Source organism: Rahnella sp. CG8 (assembly GCF_023701875.1).
In the GTDB taxonomy this organism is placed as follows: domain Bacteria; phylum Pseudomonadota; class Gammaproteobacteria; order Enterobacterales; family Enterobacteriaceae; genus Rahnella; species Rahnella aceris.
Genome location: NZ_JABAED010000003.1, coordinates 298,915 through 318,893, shown reverse-complemented (window position 1 = coordinate 318,893; position 19,979 = coordinate 298,915). Strand labels below are relative to the sequence as shown.

The window sequence follows — 19,979 nt, the reverse complement described above, 5'->3', positions numbered from 1 at the left end:
CTGCACTTAATACCTGCACCAAACGCCTTCTCTCATTATTGCCATTGCGTTACTCTGTTCAGATGACTGAACCCGATCTGAACTTACTTATTGCACTTGATGTGCTGCTGGCTGAAGCAAGTGTAGCCGCTGCTGCCCGACGTCTGGGATTAAGCGCCTCTGCCATGAGCCGTACACTGGGTCGCCTGCGCGAAACCACCGGCGATCCGCTGCTGGTGCGCGCCGGACGAAATATGGTGCTGACGCCTTATGCCGAAGAAATCCGCCAGCGCACCCGGAATGTGGCGTTTGAGGCGCGCGCCCTGTTGCGGCCTTCATCAGCAGATTTCAATTTAGCCAGACTTGAGCGTACTTTCCTGATCCGTTCCAACGATGGTTTTGTGGTGGCATTTGGTGCGGCGATGATTGCCGCTGCTGCGCAGGTGGCCCCGTCCGTATGTCTGCGATTTATGCCAAAACCGGAAAAAACCTCCAATGCGTTGCGGGAAGGGCGGGTAGATCTTGAGATTGGTGTTTTAGGCGAAATGGGACCGGAAATTCGTTTGCAAACTTTGTTCCGCGACAGGTTTATGGGCGTGGTGAGAAAAGGTCATCCGCTGGCGCTTAAGAAAACGATTACCGCGCACGAATACGTGTCGTTCGGGCATGTTGTCGTTTCACGTCGCAACAACACTTACGGACCTGTGGATGACGCGCTGGCCGAAGTCGGGCTGAAAAGGAAAATTGCCGCCGTCGTGCCGGGTTTTTCCGCCGCCCTGGCGATTGCGCAAAACTCCGATCTGGTGGCGCTGATCCCCGCGTCATTCATGATTGCTGAGCCAGACCGGTTATATGCTTTCGAACTGCCGCTGGAGACCCGTGAAATCACGATTTCCCAGATGTGGCATCCGCGTTCAGAAGTTGACCCTGCGCACCGCTGGCTGCGGCAACTGGTATTGGGTGTGTGTCGTGATAATGTGCCGCTGTAACGCGTTACTCTACCTCCAGATAATGCCTGAGTGTCATCCGCAGGTCAGGCGTTAATTCTTTGATGTTATTCAGCATCCAGCGCAGGTACATCGGGTCGTCTTCGGCGATTTCAGCAATTTTTCTGCCGCGATATTTCCCAAACATCATGGTGCTCACCAGCGCAGGGCGGCCGGTAATGGTCACCATTTCTTCCGGTGTCCAGCCTGATTCATCCATGATGCGGATAAGTAACGCGGCGGTGATGTAGCAGTCAAACAGCGCGCGGTGATGATGCAGATCCGCAGGCGTTGCCACGTCCAGCTTGAGGGATTTGTACAGCGCCATGTTGCTGTATTTGATCCCCGGCCATAAACGGCGGGAAAGTTTCACGGTGCAAATCCAGTCACCCGGCATATCGGGTAGCATGCGCTGGTCAAAGCTGGCGTTATGGGCCACATAATATTGGCTGCCGTGATAACGCGGAATGATCTCTTCAATCCACGGTTTGTCGGCCACCATGGCCTCGGTAATTTTGTGGATGGCCATTGCCTGATGGCTTATCGGCCGGTCGGGGCGCACCAGATCACTCATCGGGTTGACGATTTTCCCGTCTTCAATGTCGACCGAAGCCACTTCAACCACGCCGCCTTGTAATCCACAAGTTTCCGTATCAATAACGCGCAACATATTCCACTCCGACTGGTCAGCAAACACCTTCTAAAAACGTTAGCCTAACGGATTGACTTCCTCGTGCCCACTTTTCTCATCACAAAGTAAAGGCCGCAATATCCCCCTACATCCCATCCGTCTATTTCCTGTACAGATCACACTTCCCCTCACTTTCGTGAAAATGCTCACATTCCGTCGTGCAGATGCCCAAATCTACCGGCAAATTTTCGGCTTTTAGCCGTGGAAATGCGTCACCAAACTGGCTAAGTTCAATAATGAAACGCTATTTTATTATTGTTGGATTGCGGTTTTAAAGAAGTGTGAGTGTGCTCACACTGCTGAATGGACGCGCAATGACGAAGCGCTCTGAAGGGCGTTAACTCTCTCAGTAATGGCAGGTATCGCTGTGAAAATAAGTTCTGTTGAAGTCTCTGTTTTTACTTATCCGACCCGTCGCGTTTCTGACAGCGCGGGTCATTCTCATCCGGGTGAAGAAAGTCAGGCGAAAATGGCCATGTTAACGATCACCACTGACGAAGGTGATTGCGGGTATTCGTTCGCACCGCCTGAAGTGGTGCGTCCGCATGTGGTGAACGCATTTTTCAGGAAAGTGCTGATAGGCCAGAACCCGTTCGACCGCGAACGCCTCTGGCAGGATTTGGTTCACTGGCAACGTGGCAGTGCGCATCAGCTGACCGAGCGGGCACTGTCGTTTGTCGAGCAGGCATTGTGGGATCTTATTGGCCGCAAACTGAATATGCCGGTGCACAAACTGCTGGGCGGTTTTCGCGAAAAAGTCCCGGCTTACGGCAGCACCATGTGTGGCGACGAACTGAAGGGCGGGCTGTCGACGCCGGACGAATTCGGGCAGTTTGCCGAAAAACTGGTGGCCCGCGGTTATCAGGCTATCAAGCTGCACACCTGGATGCCGCCGGTGGCGTTCGCGCCGGATCCGAAAATGGATATCAAAGCCTGCGCCGCCGTACGTGAAGCGGTCGGGCCGGATATCGAACTGATGCTCGACGGCTATCACTGGTACAGCCGCAGTCAGGCGCTGACCATCGGTAAGGCGCTGGAAAAACTCAACTTCGCCTGGTTCGAGGAACCGATGGAAGAAGAGAGCATGGCTTCTTATGCCTGGCTGGCGGAAAACCTGTCTATCGACGTGATCGGGCCGGAAAGTCTGGGTGGCAAGCACCACAGCCGTGCGGACTGGGTGAAGGCCGGTGCCTGCGACATTTTACGCGCCGGTGCCAACGGCGTCGGCGGCATCTCGCCGTGCATGAAAGTCGCCAGTCTGGCGGAAGCTTTTGGGATGGACTGCGAAGTGCACGGCAACGGCGCGGCGAGTCTGGCGGTGGTCGGCGCAATCCGCAACTGTCGCTGGTACGAACGCGGTCTGCTGCATCCGTTCCTGGAATACGACGAACCTGCTGCATACCTGAACAGCATTGTTGACCCGATGGATGAACACGGCTTTGTTCATCTTTCTGACCGCCCCGGCCTCGGAGAGGACATTAATTTTGATTACATAGAAACCCATACCGTCAGCCGCGACTGACCTGCGGGCAGAAAAAATAATAAACCTCTGACTCTACCCGGAAGGTACATCATGAACTCTGGCAAACCGTGGGGCGCATGGCTTTTCGCGCTCCTGCTGATGACGGCTGGCTGGACGGCGCAGGCAAAAACGCCGCCCGACCAGCTGATCATCGGCATGAACATGAATAACCTGTTAACACTCGATCCGGCAGCGATGACCGGCAATGATATTGTCGGCATCGTGGTCAATCTCTATGACCCGCTGATTGAGCTTGATCCGCAACAACTCACCAACGTGCGCCCCGCACTGGCGACCTCATGGGAGGTCAACGACGCCCGCAACCTCATCACGTTTCATCTGCGCGAAGGCGTGAAATTCCACTCCGGCAATCCGGTGACTGCTGACGATGTGGTGTGGTCGATGCGCCGCATTCTGCATCTCAATCTGGCACAGGCCTCGGTGTGGAAATCCTACGGATTCAGCAAAAAGAATGTCGATGAGATGGTGCGTTCGCCGTCTCCCGGTATCGTCGAAATTCAGTTACCCAAACCCAATGACCCGAAACTGGTGATCTACTCGCTGGCGGCGCTCGGCAGCGTGGTGGCGCTGGACAGCAAAACCGTGCAGGCCCATGAAGTGAATGGCGACTGGGGTAACCGCTGGCTCACCACCAACGAAGCCGGTTCCGGGCCATTTCGTCTCGATAGCTGGCAGGCGAAAGATGTGCTGAACATGAGTCGCAATCCGCAGTACTGGCGCGGTGAACCGAAACTGTCGCGTGTGGTATTCCGTCATTTTCAGGAATCCCAGACGCTGCGCCTGATGATTGAAAAAGGCGATCTGGATATTGCCAATAACATGGCGGTGTCTGATGTGAAAGCGCTGAGCCACGACCCGGCCATGCAGGTCGATCAGGTGAAAAAAGGCACCATTTATTACGTGGCGATGAGCATGAAAGAGCCACATTTCGCTAACCCGAAAGTACGCGAAGCGGTGCGCTATCTGATTGATTACCAGGGTATCGGCAAGGCGCTGATGGACGGTTATGGCATCGTGCATCAGCGTCCTATCCAGGTCGGTATGCCTGCCACGTTGCCGGATCCGGGTTATAAGCTGGATATCCCGCGTGCCAGAACTTTGCTGGCGGAAGCCGGTTATCCCAACGGTTTTGATACTACGCTGCGGGTACTGGCCGATCAGCCTTTCCTCAATATCGCGATTGCGGTGCAGTCCACGCTGATGCAGGCGGGGATCCGCGCCAAAATCGTTACCGGTACCGGCAACCAGATTTACGGCGCGATGCGTGAACGCAAGTTCGACATGCTGGTCGGGCGCGGCGGCAGCGGCGTGGAACCGCATCCGCATTCCAGCCTGCGTGCGCTGGTTTACAACCCGGATAACAATGACGCGGCACGGCTGACCAATTTTCAGGGCTGGCGCACCGGTTTCTATGACAAACAGCTGAATGCGGATATCGATCAGGCGCTGCTTGAGCGTGACCCCGAGAAACAGAAACAGGAGTATTTCGCCATTCAGCAACGCTACGACGCGCTGATCCCGGCGCTGGTGCCGCTCTCGCAAATGGTTGATTCCATTGTGGTGCGCAGGGACGTCAAAAACTACCTGCCGCATCCTTCTGCCACCACGTTCCTGCGTGACGTCTGGAAAGATGAACCTGCTGACGTGCAGCCAACCGGAGGTAAAGGGTTATGACCATGCAAATTCCGGCTCCTGCTTCAAAGCAAACGGCGCGGATGTCATTCCCTGCCGGGCGCATTGGCAAACGTCTGGTGCAGGTAGCGGTCACGCTGTTCGGACTGCTGCTGCTGACGTTTTTTATCGGCCGCGTGATGCCGGTGGATCCGGTGCTGGCGATTGTCGGACCGGACGCCGACCACAGCACCTATGAGCAGGTTTACCATCAGCTCGGCTTTGATAAACCGCTGTGGACGCAGTTCGGTATTTACCTTTCCGGGCTGGCGCATGGCGATTTGGGCAATGCGCTGCTGACCGGTAAACCGGTGACGCAGGACATTCTGCGCGTGTTCCCGGCCACCATGGAACTGGCGACGCTGGCGATCATTCTCGGTGCGGGCGTCGGTATTCCGCTCGGTGTGCTGGCGGCGGCAAAACGCAACAGCATCGCGGATTATGTGGTGCGCATCATCAGCCTGGCTGGCTATTCCACCCCGATATTCTGGGTCGGCATGATGGGCTTACTGGTGTTTTACGCCTGGCTGGGCTGGGTCGGCGGTGCCGGGCGGCTGGATTTCAGCCTCGACGGACAGGTTACCCGCCACAGCGGATTTATGCTGATCGACGCACTGATCGCAGGCAACTGGGAAGTGTTTCGCAACGCGCTTAATCATCTGATTTTACCCGCGTCACTGCTCGGTTTTCACTCGCTGGCCTACATCAGCCGCATGACCCGCAGTTTTATGCTGGCGCAGCTTTCGCAGGAATTTATCATCACCGCCCGCGTGAAAGGGCTGAGCGAATGGCATGTGCTGTGGAATCACGCGTTCCGCAACATTCTGGTTCAGTTGCTGACTGTGGTGGCGCTGGCATACGGCTCGCTGCTGGAAGGCGCGGTGCTGATCGAAACCGTGTTTTCCTGGCCGGGCTTCGGTTCGTATCTCACCAGCAGCCTGATGCTGGGCGATATGAATGCGGTGATGGGCTGTGTGCTGGTGGTGGGTATGATTTTCGTGGTGCTGAATTTGCTCTCTGACCTGCTGTATCAGGTCTTTGACCCGAGGACAAAAGTATGACGATTTCCCTTGATTCCGTCACGCTCAGCGCGGGCGACGAAAAACGTCAGCGCGTGAAAAGGGCGTTTGGCCGGGCGGGCCATTTTCTGTGGCAGATGGCGTGTAATCCGCTGACCGCCATCGGTGGCGCGATTGTTCTGGTGCTGATGATTGTGGCGGTTTTTGCGCCGTGGATCGCACCGTTTCACCCGCTGGTGCAGGATTTAAACAATGCGCTCAGCCCGCCGTCGGCGGCGCACTGGTTCGGCACTGACGAGTTTGGCCGCGATATCTTCAGCCGTCTGGTGTATGGCTCGCGTATCACGCTGTACATCGTGTTGCTGGTGTCGGTCACCGTCGGGCCGCTTGGCCTGTTGCTGGGCGTTACCGCCGGTTATTTCGGCGGGAAAACCGACATGGTGCTGATGCGCGTCACTGACATCTTCATCTCTTTTCCGAGTCTGGTGCTGGCGCTGGCATTTGTCGCGGCACTCGGGCCGGGGCTGGAACATGTGGTGATCGCCATTACGCTCACCGCCTGGCCACCGATTGCGCGTCTGGCGCGGGCCGAAACGCTCTCGCTGCGACAGGCTGATTTTATCTCGGCGGTGCGTTTGCAGGGCGCGAGTCCGGTGCGGGTGTTGTGGCGTCACATTGTGCCGCTGTGCCTGCCGTCGGTGATCATCCGTATCACCATGAATATGGCGGGGATTATCCTGACCGCAGCCGGTCTGGGCTTCCTCGGGCTTGGCGCCCAGCCGCCGGATCCGGAATGGGGCGCAATGATATCAAGCGGCCGTACGTACATGATGGAGTGCTGGTGGGTGGCAACAATCCCCGGTCTGGCGATCCTGATTAACAGCCTGGCGTTCAACTTCTTAGGAGATGGCCTTCGTGACATTCTCGATCCCCGAAATGACTGACGCTCCGGCGTTACTCGATGTGCAGGATTTGCACGTCAGCTTTGTGAATGGCCGTCAGGTCACGCAGGCAGTACGCGGCGTGTCTTTCCAGCTCGGGCGCGAAAAACTGGCGATAGTCGGTGAATCCGGATCGGGTAAATCCACCGTGGGGCGTGCGCTGCTGCATCTGCATCCGTCGAAAGCGCGTATCACCGCCAGCAAAATGCAGTTCGCCGATGTGGATTTGCTGCACGCCAGCCCGGCGCAGATGCGACAAGTGCGCGGTAAGCGGATTTCGATGATTATGCAGGACCCGAAATACTCACTGAATCCGGTGCTGTGCGTCGGCGATCAGATTGCCGAAGCGTGGCGTTCGCACCACAAATGTTCCTATAACGATGCCAAAAGCAAAGTGCTGAACATGCTCGACGTGGTGCGTATCCGCGAACCTGAACGTGTATACGGCCTGTATCCGCACGAGATTTCCGGCGGACAGGGGCAGCGCATCATGATCGCGATGATGCTGATCACTGACCCGGAAATGGTGATTGCCGATGAGCCGACATCGGCGCTTGATGTGTCCGTGCGTTTGCAGGTGCTGGCGCTGCTTGATGACCTGGTGAAAACCCGCGGTCTGGGGCTGATATTTATCAGTCACGACATCAATCTGGTGCGCAGTTTCTGCGACCGCGTGCTGGTGATGTACGCCGGGCGCATTGTCGAATCCATTGCCGCAACCGATCTGGATAACGCGCAGCATCCGTACACCCGTGGTCTGCTGAACGCGTTGCCGGACATGGATAACCGCCGTTATCCGCTGCCGGTGATGCAACGTCAGGCCAGCTGGCTGACCGATTAAGGAGCACGTATGCCACAGAAAACGATGATAGACGTGCGCAACCTGAACCTGAGTTTCGGTGAGGGCGCGAAGACCACGCAGGTGCTGACCGAGGTCAATATTGCCGTGCGTGAAGGCGAGATTTTCGGGCTGGTGGGCGAATCCGGTTCCGGTAAAACCACGGTGCTGAAATGTCTGGCGGGATTGTTTACTCACTGGCAGGGTGAGCTGGAAATCGATGGTCAGCAGCTCGAGCACCGCATTGGCCGCGAGCGTTGCAGACTGGTACAGATGGTGTTTCAGGATCCGTATGGTTCACTTCATCCGCGCCACACCATTGGCGATATTCTGGAAGAACCGTTGCAAATCCACCGTATCGACCAGCGGGAGCAGCGGATTAACACCATTCTGGAAAAAGTCGGTCTGAACCGCGCATTCCGCAGCCGCTATCCGCATCAGCTTTCCGGCGGTCAGCGCCAGCGCGTGGCGATTGCGCGGGCGCTGATCCTGAAACCGCGCGTGTTACTGCTCGACGAACCGACCTCCGCGCTGGATGTCTCCGTGCAGGCGGAAATACTTAATTTGCTGTTCGATCTTCAAAAAGAGGAAGGGTTGACGTATCTGATGGTGACACACGATCTGGGGGTTATCGCCCATCTTTGCCAGCGTGTTGCAGTAATGAAATACGGCAAAATCCTCGAAACGCTGGACACTGATGCCTTGCTGCGCGGCGATATCCGGGATGACTACACCCGTGTGCTGGTCGATGCCAGCCGTGACTACAGCCGGGAAATGGCGGCAAAAGTGATGCTATAGGAAGGATAAAAGGCCACTGTAGCGGCAGTGATGCAGCGGCCTTTTACCTCTTATCCCTGATCCTGCCCAGTTTCATCGTCACCTGCTCCGGCATTTTATCCAGATTATCTTCCCGCAATCCCAGCACCACGTTGTAACCCGCGAACAGAGTGCGATCGCCCAGACGCGGCAGCGGTGCGAGCTTCATCGGAATAGTCAGCGTCAGGCTGGTGTCGTAGTCACACCCCAGATAGACGCGCAGCAGGGTAAAGACGTCTTCCCGCAACTGACCGCCGGGCAGCCAGCCGTTGGCCTCAGTTGGGTCTTCGGTAAACATCTCCACGCCAATGCAGTAGTTGGCATCCGAGGTTTCACTGCCGAGAACCAGATGGTCGCCCAGGCGTTGCTGAGCTGAGAAAGAGAATCTAGCACGTTTGCCGGCGGGTATCCGCGTGACCTTATGCGGTTTTACGGTGACCTGCGTGTTGGGTGCCTGCGAGCGGATCAAGCTGGTGATACCTTCCGCCGTGCGGGTAGTTCTGACCAGCGGCTGCAATAACGCCAGCAATCGCGAGGCGGGCACGTCGCCGCTGTCGGTGATGCCGGTCAGGGCCATCAGGCTGCGCGACGTTTTGTCGGTCCCGCCGTCTTCAAAGGTGGCGGGATAATTGTACTTTCGCCAGATGCGGTAAAACTGCGTCATCATCCGGTGGTTGAAGATGTCTAAAAAGGCTTCCAGCGCCTCGTGACCTTCGCGCCGCTGGGTGATGTCATCGATGTAGCCGGTCGGCAGCGGCGAATCCACGCCGTACAGCCCCATAAAGGTGGTGCGCACCGTCGGCGGCGCGTCCGGGCGTACTTCGCTCGTTTCGACGGCTTTAAGCTCGCTGACCGGAAAACCCATCCCCGGATGCGGACGAAAACGCACCGCGTCGTTTTTCGGCGAGAAGGTGCTGCCTAACGGTTTCTTATCCGAGAGCTGTTTCTCCAGCAACTGGCAGAAACGGTAGAAGTTAAAGGCGTGCGCCCGGTCGTTCCCGTCCTTGTCCCGCCAGAATTCCTTCAGGGCGTTCTCTTTCTTTTCTGCATGGTCATCAAAATCATCCGGCGTCATCAAAACAACACCCGCGTCAGGCGGCGTTCCGGCCATGCCCATTTTGTCCCGGACTGACTGAGTGTCACCGTCAGCTGTATAAACCGGCGGATATCGGCGTACTGGGTGTAGAACTGCTCCAGAACCTCGCAAAACAGCAGGGCGTCGCCCTGGCCGCAGAACTGATGTTCATCCAGCATTACGCGGATAGCCACGCCGTGCCAGCCTTCTGCCGGGTAGTGCGACGGCGTATAGCTCACCTGTGTAATGCCCGCAATGCGGCGCGCGTTGTCCGGGTCATGCGTCCAGTCCAGAAGGCTGAGCGCGTGACGCAGCGTGTCGATTTCCATCAGACCGGCGATGGCCTGCGGATGCAGCAGTGACAGCACCTGCCACTGGTAAAGTTCAGCGGTCGGCGGGTAATGCGGCATGGAGGGACGCGTGCGGGTCGCACACTTCAGCTCAAGATTACCCGGGGCGGTCTCACCGTCGAATACGCTCTCCTGTAACGCCATGCGCGGGTACGCGCCGTTGGTGCAGGTCATGTTCAGGCGCATCTTCAGGCCGTTCTGCGCCTCGTGGGTGCGTCCACCGAGCATTAAAATGGTCTCGTTCAGTCCGGAAGGACCCCGGTACATGCGGGTGTGGTAATAACGGTCGGGCCAGTTTTTCTTATACTGGAGCATGCCGCCTTTCTGGCGAAACTGGCTGTAGGGCACGTAGCTGAATTCGGCGTTGTCTTCGGTCACTTCCGCGACGTCATTGACCGCATAGATTTCAGTGTGGCCGTCGCTGAGGCGGTGCGGTCGCAGGCGGTAATCACTGACTGCGGCGGTCACGGACAGCGGCTGGGCCAGCAGGCGGAACAGGTTGATCACCGGCACGCAGTGCATGCGGATGGCGTCCGGCGGCACGGCCAGATCGTATGGCCAGCGTTCGCTGAGCGTCACCTCGATATCAAACGAGGTGGTGTCCGGCGGAAAGGTCAGGGTTTCCAGCCCGCGCAGCTGCATAAAGAAATAACGCGCCGGTGAAGTGAAATATTCCAGCCACGGGCGCACCTCGCCGCACAGGGCCGGGCTGTCGCTCTCCGGCCAGATTGAGGCGTCGTTTTCTGCCTGCCAGCGCGGCACAAACTGCACGTCTACAGGCGTCAGCTCTGTCGATTCCTGCCAGAACCGCACGTTAACCCGCTTTACCTGACGGCTGAGAGCCAGATACAGCGCAGACTGCAGCACGCGGTCGCCGTTGAGATACAGGCTGATGTTTTGCCAGTCGGCGCGGCGGATTTCAGTGAGGGCGGGCAGGGTGAAGCGCAGTTTCAGCGCCTGCTGGCCTTCGGGCAGGGTGAATAACGAGACGTTATCAAGCGCAAACGGATGGACTTTCAGGTCGCGGGTGGTGCGATAAACGCAGCGCTGACGGTCGTTGCCCAGTGGCTGGGTTAACAAATCGCTTTCAGCGGGCAACACCTCTTCGCGCACATGCAGCTCCGGCGCGACCGGTGTCAGTTCGACCACTGCCGTGGAGGGCAGCGTGCGGTTGATCACCGGCAGCAGGTGCGAGAGCAGAGGCTCAGTCAGCTCGGGAATATCGTCATCTATCTTCTGACGCAGCTTGGCCATCATCAGCGAAAAGCCCTGAAACAGCCGTTCGACGGAGTCATCGCGCGGTACCGGACTGCCGTCCAGACCTAACGCGCGTCCCAGCTCCGGGAACTCTTTCGCAAACTCCAGCCCGGCTTCCTTCAGGTAGCGCATTTCGCCGTCAAAATATTTTAAGAAATCGTCTTCCATGTCGGTGCCTGCGTTATCGGAAAATCGTGGTAGGTAATCTGAAACCATCAAGTTTCAGCAGGCTGACCGGATTATTACCTGCGACAAAGGCCAGGCGGTAATTGAGCGGCAGGCCGTCTCCGGCGGTCCAGACCACCAGATAATGTGTGTTGTCCACCGGCGTAATTTTGGCCTTCTTCAGCAGCCGGTAAAATGCCCAGGTGCCCGGCGTATCAAAATACAGCCGCGCACCGGCATGGACACTGGTCCACACCAGCGATGCACCGGGATAGTAAGTGTCGCCCGGCCACTGAATGTCCTGCCATAACGGCATCTGATTGAAGTACAACAGCTTCTGGCCGTCGATGCTCAGTTCGGTCTGCACCACGTCTCTGGCCGTGCCCGCCTGCAGCCTGAAACGAAATCCCCAGCCCGTATCGTTAAGCGCGTGACCCAGGCGGTCGAGCTGGTTTAGCTTACTGAGAAACGCGGCGTTCACCGTCAGTCCCGGAGGCAGTTTGTCGGCCTTCTGCCAGCGGTTGTCTTTGTACTCCAGCACGCCGTTCAGACGCTCGCGGATGAAACCGGCAATCAGGCCGGTCTGCGGATTGATAAAATCGTTCAGCGCCGCCAGCGACGCGTCTTTCGGACTGTCGGTGAACGGGAAGGTGTTATCGAATTCTTTGTGCCAGACCGCGACAATCTCCTGCTGCCACTGCGCATCCATCCCTTTTACGCCGGTGGTCATCACGCCTTTCCATGTCTGGCTGAGCGGCGCCAAAAACAGCGCCTGTGCCATCGGTTGCCAGCCGCTGCCCAGCTGGGCACGCAGACGGGCGGGCAACTCAGAAACCGCGTTATCAATCTGTGTCCCGCGAAATACCGACTGCGAGAGTGCCGCCGTGCCGCCGGTGGCCGCCGACAGGTTGCGCATCTTGTCGCGCAGCCCTGCGGTTTGTGACCGCCAGCCCGACAGCGTAATACCGTTCCCTTTACTGGCACCGGTCGCCATCGAGACGATGCCGCCAAACACCGGCTGCAGGGCAGGAATCAGCTCACTGCGTCGTTCGTTCGGGCTGCCCGCCAGTCCCTGCCAGGCCAGCTGTTTCATCAGCGCTATCTGTGGCGACCGGCTGACGTCAGAAGCCAGTGCCAGCTGCTCTGCCGGATTCGCCGCCGTATGCGGCTTCAGCTGGTTAAGCGTTTTCTGCCACGCGGTGCCGTACTCGGCAAAATAGCGCGCCGTTAACCGTTCACCCAGCGCGGCGGGGGAGAGTGACGCTTCCACCTGATGCCCAGGCTCGGCCAGTACCCACCCGACCTGTTCCTGACGCTGTGTGACCAGTGCGGCAATCTCCGGCGCGATGGCGCCTTCGTACGCCTGGCGGGTAAAGCTGCCTGGTACGTCGGCGTCGAGAGTAAACATTCCGCCGGTCTCCTGACCGTCAAGCAACTGCGTCAGCGACAAATTCGCGAAGTTACGTGAGGTGCGGTCAATCAGGGAACCATAAAGTTTTTGTTCTGCGTCCGCGCCGCTCATGGCGTTCAGCAAGGCCGCCCGCGCCTGCGTGACCGCCGCCCTGTCAGGCTGGATTTTCCAGTCAGGATGCCGGGCGAACTGCGCGGTCATAAAAGCGATATCCTGCGGCGCGACGTTTTTCAGCAACGGCGTCAGCTGTTGCGTTAAATAGCGCTGCGCCTCTGCGCCGGTGGTTTTGTCGGGCTGGGCCAGCATCAGGTAGGTTTTCAGGGCATCGTAGGACGGCGTGGGTGACATCAGCGCCGCACTAAGCTGCTTTTCGGCCGGTTGAACGATAAGCCGATGGGCCAGCGCCGAGTATTGCGGCCAGAGGGCAGGAAGCAGCGAACCCGTTATGTCCAGACCGAACCGGCGATACAGCGGCGTGCCCTGTTCCTGCTGAGCCAGTAAGGTTTGCACCCTATGTTGCAGCGAAGACAAGACCGCAGGCGAGGGCGAGGTTTTCGCCTGTTGTACCTGCTCCGCACTGCCGGTCACCAGCCGGTAATTGCTGATGCCGGACACGATTGTACCGATGGCCAATACCAGCATCGCGGTCGCGGCACTCCACTTCGCCACTGTTTGCGCCGTTACCCCAACCGGACGACCGGCGCGGCGGTGAATGCCGGCAGACAATTCCCGCCAGACCGGAGAATCCGCACGTTCATGCGGGCTGTAGGCGCGTAACGTCAGCGCCGGTGAAAACACCACGCCGTACAGCGGCAGCTGAAAATAGCCACTGAGCAGCGGTTTGAATGCATCCGTCCAACCGGTCAGGCGGACTTTTAAATCACTGGCCAGTTGCAGCAAAAACGCATGGCTCAGGTTTCCGCTGATTTGTGCCATGCCCTGTGCGCGAAGTTCGGTAAGCAGGGAATCGACAGAGGACGATAAAGACGCCGGCGACAGCCTTTTGTTATCGAACACACCGACCAGCTGCACCGGCCGTTCGGGTTGCGGCCAGGTCAGTTCGCGGCGGTCCAGCAGATACACCGGCAGTTCCCAGCGCAGCCGGTGGCGGACGATTTCATACCCGCGAAGTACCGCGTCAGCCTGTTCCGCCTGAGTGTATTGCGTCTCATGGCTGACCCAGATCAGCGCATCGGCAGGGGCGTGAGGACGCAGACGGCGCAGCGCCTGAAGATCTGCCGTATTGCCGCCCGTCGCCAGCGACCCGCCCCATAACAGCAGGGTATTGCCGACGGTCATCCAGCCAGATTGAGTCAGTCCCGGCGCGACCGCTTCAATATCCGTCGCTTCGCCCATCACCAGCAGCCAGGGGAGTTTGCGCTTCCAGCGCAGGCCGTAGCGATGTCGGAGGGCAGATTTTAACCGGCCAACATCAATGGACGCCTGAACGGGCCGCTCTGATTCTGTACCCTTCGATGCGAATTTGGGGCGCACAGGAACCCGCCAGCTGGCCGATGTGGTGACGAGGGTAAATGACAGGGCAATAAGCGCGACAGTCAGCGTGATGACCAGAACGGTCATTAAAATGCCGGAGTCCTTTGAGGACGAAGAAAACACGCCGTATTGCCGGAACACACTGATAATCGCGACTGCGACGGCCAGCAGCAGGAACAGTATTCCCAGTGGCTTGATGAATTTCTTCACAATCAGCTTCCTTGCTGCGCAGAACGGATAAAGTGCGGCTCAAGCAGGCGATTTAACACGATCCGCAGGCCCACGGCGCTGCCAGTCATTGTGACAACCAGTGTCAGGATCAGCGTGATCGCGCCTCAGAAAGAAAACAGCCAGTCCGGGAAGGTATTGCCGAGGGACCAGAACAACACCAGATTGAACAGCAGTGAAGCGACCAGGCATCCTGCAGGGTAGACATCGCGGGGTAACTGGCTGTGATAGTCAGCCTGAACCGGCGCTTGATCCCCGACAACGACTGCCCAGGCTGACTCTTCTGCGGCGGCCAATACCCACTGGCTGCCCTGACCGCGCTTAATCATATCAGCGGCGGCGCCGATCATCAGCCAGCCTGAAAATGACCCATACATCCCGCAGCCTTTGTCGAAATCCAGCTGCCCGCCCATAGGGGCTTCTTTGCGCAGCGGTAATTTCACGTCATGGACGACGGTATTGAGCTTCTGACGCAGGGTGTCGGTCAGCCCGGAGAACCACAGCAGGCGAAGAGACTCTGTCGGCTGCTGCGTCATGTCTCGCAGTTCCAGCAAATCTTCGGGCAGTTTTTTCAGATTTAACGGCATGGCTCTGAAGAGCTGCGGGGCATTTTGCAGGGTATCTGGTCTAAGCAAGTCGGCGGGGGAGAGCAGCAGGCCAGTCGCTATTTCGCTGAGAGGCTTTTCCTCCACGCCGTCGTAATACTGCATCGCAATAACGAGACAGGGCGTGTGTGCGTCTAAGCAGGTTTCCACAGTTTCCAGAGACGCCTGCGGGCGGACAGGGTTTACCTGTAACGAGTATCCGGGATAAAGCGTTTGCCAGAGCTCTCCGAGGTAGAGAACGTGTGTTTCGGTCACCTCCGTCTGCGTCTGCACAAAGAGTCTGAACGTTACCTGTTTTGGCAGATTCAGCGCTTTAATGGCGTCTTCAAACGATGTCAGGATATGGCGGCAGATGATTTCAAAGCGATAAATACCCGGCGGCGCCTCGTCCTCAGGAAACAGCAACACGGCAGGTTCCTCGTTATCGCCTTCTGGACGGGAGAGGCCCGCGACCTGTGGGTATAAATCCAGACGGGTGGTGAAGTTCACGCTATCAACGATATGCAGATGCTGATGGGTCCAGTTTTGCCACGCCGCATATGTATTTGCCTGCCAGTGCATCCAGCTGTAATACATCAGCGCACCGGCCTCCCATATCAGGAGATAAAGCGACAGGCAAGACAGGATCCCAACCAATGTGAAGCCGGTCAGCGGCAGATAATGACCTGAAGACAACGGATACAACCCGGTTGATGGCGTATCGAGCACGACCCAGACTAAAGCCAGTGCAAAAGCCAGCAGAAAAATAAACACGCACACCCACGGTGACCACGCAGGTGGCTTTTGCTGAGGTTCAGCCTGAGGAACTGACCAGCCCATTATTCGAACCCTGCGTCAGGGAAGCTGGCATATACTACCGACCCACATTCAGTTTTGCAGAGATGTACCACAATCCCTTTTCCCTGCTCCTCATAACCCGGCTCGAATTCGATAATGCGGTTCGGGCCGTGTTCAGGGCAGCTCACGCTGTCATTTAACAGTGCAGCATTTTTGCCCTCAATCTCAAACGTCGATGAAGCAGAAATCACAGCGCCGCCGTGGGAAGTTTTATCTCCAAGAACTACGACATTTTTCATGCGAGTTCTCCCTGCGGTTTCTGTGCCCGGACTAACGCGATATTGTCAGCCTCGGCCTTTTTCACCGCCGCGTCATAACGTTGCTGGGCATCGGCATCCACGTCTTTACGGATAATGGGCGGCAGCGGAGGTGGCGTGAAAGTGCCTGTTTGGTAGTAATCATCGGATCCAATATGTGTCCAGTCAGCCATATCGCGCAGCATCTGCATCTGTGTTTCGTTTTGTCCGATGTTACAGAATCCAATAGGCAAGTCGTAGGCCATTACCTGCTGAAGGAACAGCGGATTTTGGGGTAAATCACTGTGATCGGCAGGCCGGGAAATATACTGGCTTATGCGCGTTCGCATCTGTTCAACGCTTTCCCTGTCAACATTCCGTTTATCGTGCCTGGTGGCACAGGGAAGGTTTTGCGCTCATTGAAGCCATACAGCTTGATATAATATTTGTAGGTATTGTCGTTGGGCTTCCCTGTTTCCGGGGCATTGGTGCTCCAGCTATAACCATAACTGTCATAATTTTTATCAGCCAAATAGATAGAATGTGCTGCTTTATCGGCGGGCAAATCTTTAATATGTTTACGGTCTTTATCGAAATCAGCCAACTGCTCCGCTGTTATTGGCAGAGGGACCTGCTCGGCATTGATGAACAGCTTTTGGTTTGGGTCAGGATTAGGCCATGCCTGGCGACTAAACACAGAATCATTGCTGTCCCAGAATGTCTTACCGCCATTCGGCTTCCAGTCCCTGCTCATATCTGGCAACGTACCGAACGGTGTTTGCGGATTAGGTGCTTCGCCACAAGCCATATTACGGGCGAGCATGCGCACAAAAAGTGAGTTTTCCGGCACCATCGCAAAGACAGGGTGTGGCTGGGTATAGTTGCTGGCTTTCGTATTAGGAAGCCCTTGCCAGCCAATACTCAATAAGGGTGACGACCCCATTACCCGATCATGTGGGCTGCAATAAATATACGTGCGTCCGTGATTGTCCCGCTCAGGAACATCCGGATTGGAGGTTTCCCCATCCGGTTGCCAGTTCTCGCATGCACCATCAAGACCACAGACGAGTTTCTTCGGGTTGGCGTTCTTAAGCCGGTCCTTGTTTTCAGCCACTTTTGCAACAATGTCAGCAAAGGTGATGCGTCTCGCGGCTTCAGAAATACATTCCGCTAATGGATAGGAGAGATAGTCCATCCCTTTGCTTTCCAGACAGAGCGGAGAATTCATCACAAAGAGCGCATCGGGTGCGGCACCCTCCATTGCCGCTGCGGCAGTAGCAATCATAGTGCCCTGGCTGTGAGATATAACAGTTACGGTATCAGTCGGGCTGAGTTCGCGGATCTTTCTCACCAAATTTGCCAGTCGTTCAGCAGCGTGAGAATAATATTCACGCGGTGGTGCGTTTGCCAAAAGGCGGTCAGTTTCTTCATTGATAAACTGCGTACTGAAGGGGATAGGGATTTTATTGACCCATTTACTGAAGCCATATTTGCTCCACAGCGAATAAAGTGATGTGCAGCCGTTCTGGAAAGGACCTCCACCCCAGAAAAACCGGTTATTACCATTCTTAATTTGTTGATCACTGAGGTCGGTATAACTGTCGCCTTTTGCAGTTCTCAGTGGGATGACAAAATCTTTTTCTGTGCCGGGTTGTGCTCTATATCCCCAGTAGAAACGGATGACAGGAGATCTGCCTTTCTGAGTTAATTTTACTGGAAACGTATTATCTTCATTATATGCATTAGGTTTTAAACTAAATGGAGAGCCCTCCAGTCCAAGACGCTGATTAAGACCCTTGCAGAGATGCTCTTCTGCTTTGAGGTACCATTCGCCTTCAGAATTTACGCCATGAACAAAGATAACCAAGCCTGGAAGTTGGGCACCTTTTCTTACCTCCCCTCGAACACAAACATTTTGGGGGCTCATGGTACTTCTGGCTTGTTGAATACCATTAGGAGTCGTCTCGCTGTTCAGTAAACGAGTAGGCTGATCGTGTTGATAGGCTTCAGACATGGGTCATCCTTGATTTTTAGGCTGAGTAGGGAGCAATGCGGTGTTGCAGGTAAATTGAGTTGCGCTTTGAGGGAATGGCATCAATTTAGGGATTGTATCTTGGGGAGTATTATCTCTTATATCATAATATAAAGCACTAACCTTATTACCCAAGTCAGAAAGCTGTTCATTAGTATATGAATATTTAGTTGATAATAAACTCCCATTTACATCCAAAAGATTTTTTTTATCTAAAGCATCATCAGGTATTCCCATTGCCAAAAGTTTTTTGTAGAAAATGTTGTTAATTGATAATTCTCTTGGTTGTATAAAAGCACCTTCGTTATTGCGTACATATTTATCAGCATTATAGTTGATGCTTTTAATATATATGGCATTATCAGAAATAACGATTGTGTAATCTTTAGAAGCTGAGCTATCAGTTGCTCTAAATTTTATATCATTAAATGTTTTTCCACCATCATTACTGGCTGATAGTATGCTGTAAGCACAGCCTCTTAATGGGTCACCACAAGGTGCGTTATCACCGCTCACCAATGGAATCGCCAGCATGTCGTCGTTTTTCGCTGCCCAGATAAACTTGCCCTTATAGTTCATCGTTCCCTTAGAGAGGAACCAGAGTTTAGTTTTTATCTTCTTGCTGTCATTGCGATAATAAATCGAACCATCATCGCAGTTCGAATAATCCTCCAGCGTGAGATAGCGATTTTTATCGATACGATAAATCACCTGTGGTGGGTTATGGATGGGTTGTACTGCCAGCTTTTTTGGCTGCGTTGATGTCTGCACCGGAGGCGGTGTCACGGCGCAGCCATTCAGGCTGGTCAGTGAAAATATTAATGCACCTGCGAGTAAAGTTAGATTCTTCATGGTCATCCTTGATTTTTAGGCTGAGTCGGTATCAGAGCATCATTGCAAGTAAATTCACTACTTATTGATTTACCGATCTTTTCATCAGGTAATTTCTCTAAAGTCGGTGAGTTATTGAGTCGGTTTAACAACGTATGAGCCTTTACATCAACTTCATGAATTTGAATATCAGAGTAATCGTGTAATGCTTTTAGCCAAGAAGGTATATAACCTACTCGGTTATTTGCTAAAACATCTTTTGGCACCCCGAACTTCAACAAGCCTTTATAAAGTTCATCCTGGACCCAGACTTGCCTTACATTATAAAATTTACCATCTGTATCGACAGAAAATTTATCAGTAGGATATTTGTCTCTTTTGGTGAAGATAGCATCATCTGTAAGGACAACCGTGTACTCTTTAGAGTTTGAGCTATTACTTGCACCGAATATAATATCACTAAATTTCTCCCCCCCATCGTTACTGGCTGATAGAATGCTATAAGCACAGTTTTTGAGAGTGTCACTACAATGATCGTTGCCGCCTCTCACTAAAGGAAAAGCCAGCATGTTGTCGCTCTTCGCTGCCCAGATGAATTTTCCTTTGTAATTCATTACGCTTCGCGATGAGACCGCTAGTGGTAATTTTATATTTTTTTCATCATTATGAAAAAATATCTGACCATTGTCGCAATGGGTATACTTTTCAAGCGTGATATAGCGTTTTTTATCAATACGATATATCACCTGTGGCGGCCCATAAGTTTTTTCGGCCAATAGCTCTTTCTGTAGTGCTTCTTTCTTTAATTCTGCTTGCCTTTCATTATATTCTCTAGCCTGACGAGCTTCCGCTATTCCGGAAAAAGGGTTACCTATAATGAGGCCTCCCCAGGGGCCAACAGCACAACCTGTCACACTTATCACAACAGAAAGACTGAGCGCGCTGATGATTAATTTAGTTATTTTTTTCATATT

General features: G+C 55.0%; 17 protein-coding genes. 7 read left to right on the top strand and 10 right to left on the bottom strand.

Annotated features, from left to right (window positions below):
• The first annotated feature begins 62 nt into the window (after positions 1-62).
• A complete protein-coding gene (locus tag HGO41_RS04825; protein WP_153375170.1) occupies positions 63-968 on the top strand; it encodes a LysR family transcriptional regulator in 906 nt (301 codons plus the stop codon).
• A 4-nt stretch (positions 969-972) separates the two neighbouring features.
• Here HGO41_RS04825 and exoX read toward each other — a convergent pair whose 3' ends face one another.
• Positions 973-1,635, bottom strand: a complete 663-nt coding sequence (exoX, locus tag HGO41_RS04820) for an exodeoxyribonuclease X (RefSeq protein WP_013578051.1) — start codon at positions 1,633-1,635, stop codon at positions 973-975.
• Positions 1,636-2,023: 388 nt separating this feature from the next.
• Between exoX and HGO41_RS04815 the strand changes: the two genes are divergently transcribed.
• Genes HGO41_RS04815 through HGO41_RS04790 form a run of 6 tightly spaced genes read left to right on the top strand, consistent with a single transcriptional unit; the run spans position 2,024 to position 8,466 of the window.
• Positions 2,024-3,178, top strand: coding sequence for a mandelate racemase family protein (locus tag HGO41_RS04815; RefSeq protein WP_037033211.1), 1,155 nt, complete (start codon positions 2,024-2,026; stop codon positions 3,176-3,178).
• A gap of 51 nt (positions 3,179-3,229) precedes the next feature.
• Entirely contained in the window at positions 3,230-4,873 is a 1,644-nt protein-coding gene (locus tag HGO41_RS04810) for an ABC transporter substrate-binding protein (RefSeq protein ID WP_379670768.1), read from the top strand.
• 41 nt (positions 4,874-4,914) lie between these two features.
• The gene (locus HGO41_RS04805; RefSeq protein WP_049804371.1) at positions 4,915-5,931 is read left to right on the top strand and encodes an ABC transporter permease; all 1,017 of its coding nucleotides are present in this window, start codon (positions 4,915-4,917) and stop codon (positions 5,929-5,931) included.
• Positions 5,928-6,833, top strand: coding sequence for an ABC transporter permease (locus tag HGO41_RS04800; RefSeq protein ID WP_112151460.1), 906 nt, complete (start codon positions 5,928-5,930; stop codon positions 6,831-6,833). Before HGO41_RS04805 ends, HGO41_RS04800 begins: the two co-directional genes overlap by 4 nt.
• Positions 6,805-7,671 (top strand): ABC transporter ATP-binding protein, encoded by an 867-nt coding sequence (locus tag HGO41_RS04795; protein ID WP_112151589.1) that lies wholly within the window; start codon positions 6,805-6,807, stop codon positions 7,669-7,671. Before HGO41_RS04800 ends, HGO41_RS04795 begins: the two co-directional genes overlap by 29 nt.
• A gap of 24 nt (positions 7,672-7,695) precedes the next feature.
• A complete protein-coding gene (locus tag HGO41_RS04790) occupies positions 7,696-8,466 on the top strand; it encodes an ABC transporter ATP-binding protein (RefSeq protein ID WP_112151588.1) in 771 nt (256 codons plus the stop codon).
• Between the two features lie 43 nt (positions 8,467-8,509).
• Here HGO41_RS04790 and tssG read toward each other — a convergent pair whose 3' ends face one another.
• The 9 genes from tssG to HGO41_RS04745 form a co-directional block, all read right to left on the bottom strand.
• Complete coding sequence (gene tssG, locus HGO41_RS04785; RefSeq protein ID WP_217244545.1) at positions 8,510-9,595, bottom strand: type VI secretion system baseplate subunit TssG; 1,086 nt, start codon at positions 9,593-9,595, stop codon at positions 8,510-8,512.
• A complete protein-coding gene (gene tssF / locus HGO41_RS04780; RefSeq protein WP_250980830.1) occupies positions 9,559-11,334 on the bottom strand; it encodes a type VI secretion system baseplate subunit TssF in 1,776 nt (591 codons plus the stop codon). The genes tssG and tssF overlap by 37 nt, the downstream gene beginning before the upstream one ends.
• 13 nt (positions 11,335-11,347) lie before the next feature.
• Complete coding sequence (locus HGO41_RS04775) at positions 11,348-14,446, bottom strand: ImcF-related family protein (RefSeq protein ID WP_250980829.1); 3,099 nt, start codon at positions 14,444-14,446, stop codon at positions 11,348-11,350.
• A 125-nt stretch (positions 14,447-14,571) separates the two neighbouring features.
• Positions 14,572-15,888 carry a KPHS_23130 family T6SS system protein gene (locus HGO41_RS04770; protein ID WP_250980828.1) on the bottom strand — a complete coding sequence of 439 codons (1,317 nt, stop codon included), beginning with the start codon at positions 15,886-15,888 and terminating at the stop codon, positions 14,572-14,574.
• Positions 15,888-16,145, bottom strand: a complete 258-nt coding sequence (locus tag HGO41_RS04765; RefSeq protein WP_153375186.1) for a PAAR domain-containing protein — start codon at positions 16,143-16,145, stop codon at positions 15,888-15,890. The genes HGO41_RS04770 and HGO41_RS04765 overlap by 1 nt, the downstream gene beginning before the upstream one ends.
• Positions 16,142-16,492: a hypothetical protein gene (locus HGO41_RS04760; protein WP_250980827.1), complete on the bottom strand. Its 351-nt coding sequence runs from the start codon at positions 16,490-16,492 to the stop codon at positions 16,142-16,144. The genes HGO41_RS04765 and HGO41_RS04760 overlap by 4 nt, the downstream gene beginning before the upstream one ends.
• Entirely contained in the window at positions 16,477-18,156 is a 1,680-nt protein-coding gene (locus HGO41_RS04755) for a T6SS effector phospholipase Tle3 domain-containing protein (protein WP_250980826.1), read from the bottom strand. Before HGO41_RS04755 ends, HGO41_RS04760 begins: the two co-directional genes overlap by 16 nt.
• A 3-nt stretch (positions 18,157-18,159) precedes the next feature.
• A complete protein-coding gene (locus tag HGO41_RS04750; RefSeq protein WP_153375189.1) occupies positions 18,160-19,026 on the bottom strand; it encodes a T6SS immunity protein Tli3 family protein in 867 nt (288 codons plus the stop codon).
• Between the two features lie 2 nt (positions 19,027-19,028).
• The gene (locus HGO41_RS04745) at positions 19,029-19,976 is read right to left on the bottom strand and encodes a T6SS immunity protein Tli3 family protein (RefSeq protein ID WP_153375191.1); all 948 of its coding nucleotides are present in this window, start codon (positions 19,974-19,976) and stop codon (positions 19,029-19,031) included.
• Positions 19,977-19,979: the final 3 nt, after the last annotated feature.

What these genes read in the sequence shown, in the direction of transcription:
- HGO41_RS04825 (WP_153375170.1), top strand. Translation starts at nt 63, where the DNA reads ATGACTGAACCCGATCTGAACTTACTTATTGCACTTGATGTGCTGCTG.
- exoX (WP_013578051.1), bottom strand. Translation starts at nt 1,635, where the DNA reads ATGTTGCGCGTTATTGATACGGAAACTTGTGGATTACAAGGCGGCGTG.
- HGO41_RS04810 (WP_379670768.1), top strand. Translation starts at nt 3,230, where the DNA reads ATGAACTCTGGCAAACCGTGGGGCGCATGGCTTTTCGCGCTCCTGCTG.
- HGO41_RS04805 (WP_049804371.1), top strand. Translation starts at nt 4,915, where the DNA reads ATGTCATTCCCTGCCGGGCGCATTGGCAAACGTCTGGTGCAGGTAGCG.
- HGO41_RS04800 (WP_112151460.1), top strand. Translation starts at nt 5,928, where the DNA reads ATGACGATTTCCCTTGATTCCGTCACGCTCAGCGCGGGCGACGAAAAA.
- HGO41_RS04790 (WP_112151588.1), top strand. Translation starts at nt 7,696, where the DNA reads ATGATAGACGTGCGCAACCTGAACCTGAGTTTCGGTGAGGGCGCGAAG.
- tssG (WP_217244545.1), bottom strand. Translation starts at nt 9,595, where the DNA reads ATGGCCGGAACGCCGCCTGACGCGGGTGTTGTTTTGATGACGCCGGAT.
- tssF (WP_250980830.1), bottom strand. Translation starts at nt 11,334, where the DNA reads ATGGAAGACGATTTCTTAAAATATTTTGACGGCGAAATGCGCTACCTG.
- HGO41_RS04770 (WP_250980828.1), bottom strand. Translation starts at nt 15,888, where the DNA reads ATGGGCTGGTCAGTTCCTCAGGCTGAACCTCAGCAAAAGCCACCTGCG.
- HGO41_RS04765 (WP_153375186.1), bottom strand. Translation starts at nt 16,145, where the DNA reads ATGAAAAATGTCGTAGTTCTTGGAGATAAAACTTCCCACGGCGGCGCT.
- HGO41_RS04760 (WP_250980827.1), bottom strand. Translation starts at nt 16,492, where the DNA reads ATGCGAACGCGCATAAGCCAGTATATTTCCCGGCCTGCCGATCACAGT.
- HGO41_RS04755 (WP_250980826.1), bottom strand. Translation starts at nt 18,156, where the DNA reads ATGTCTGAAGCCTATCAACACGATCAGCCTACTCGTTTACTGAACAGC.
- HGO41_RS04750 (WP_153375189.1), bottom strand. Translation starts at nt 19,026, where the DNA reads ATGAAGAATCTAACTTTACTCGCAGGTGCATTAATATTTTCACTGACC.
- HGO41_RS04745 (WP_153375191.1), bottom strand. Translation starts at nt 19,976, where the DNA reads ATGAAAAAAATAACTAAATTAATCATCAGCGCGCTCAGTCTTTCTGTT.